The organism is Bacteroidota bacterium, assembly GCA_039821555.1.
GTDB lineage: Bacteria > Bacteroidota > Rhodothermia > Rhodothermales > Rubricoccaceae > JBCBEX01.
The window spans coordinates 1-510 of sequence record JBCBNX010000084.1; the positions used below are offsets into that span (position 1 = coordinate 1).

At 57.1% G+C, this 510-nt stretch carries 1 protein-coding gene; it reads left to right on the forward strand.

Annotation, left to right across the window (positions count from 1 at the left end):
- On the forward strand, positions 1-252 hold a 252-nt coding region (locus AAFU51_18980), incomplete at its 5' end, for a hypothetical protein (GenBank protein MEO1573318.1).
- Positions 253-510 lie beyond the last annotated feature (258 nt).

Genomic DNA, 510 nt, shown 5'->3' on the forward strand with positions numbered 1-510 from the left:
ACTGCGGTAAATCATTCCATCCGCGCAGCCCTGTATGAGGCTGGCTACACTACAACACTCGACCCGTTGCTTATGGACCTGGACCCTTATCAGTATCACCCAGGACTCCGCGTCGACCTGCTGGTCTCCGAGATCGACGGTCAACCTGACACCTATGTGGACGTGGCAATTACCTGTCCAACGGCCCCAACTTTCTTTGAAGGCACACAGACCCGTCGCGGTGAAGCCGCTCACGTGAAGTTCCAGCAATAACGAAGGAAGGTTTCTACGGCGGTAAGGGCTCAGCCCGGGAGGGCGGGCCTCCAACCCCACTTCCTCCCCCTGGTCTGAGAGACATTCGGTTATACCTTTGCTAAGTCGGCGTATTGGCTGGATCGTCAGCTTAAACATGTTTCCGGGTTTTGCAATAGGCCTCTGCGGGAGATCTAATGGGCCTAATGGAGGTCGTCGGGAGCGATCCTGGAACGTGCTTCTCGGCGGCTCTGCTGGTTCCACTCCCATCAGCCGGAG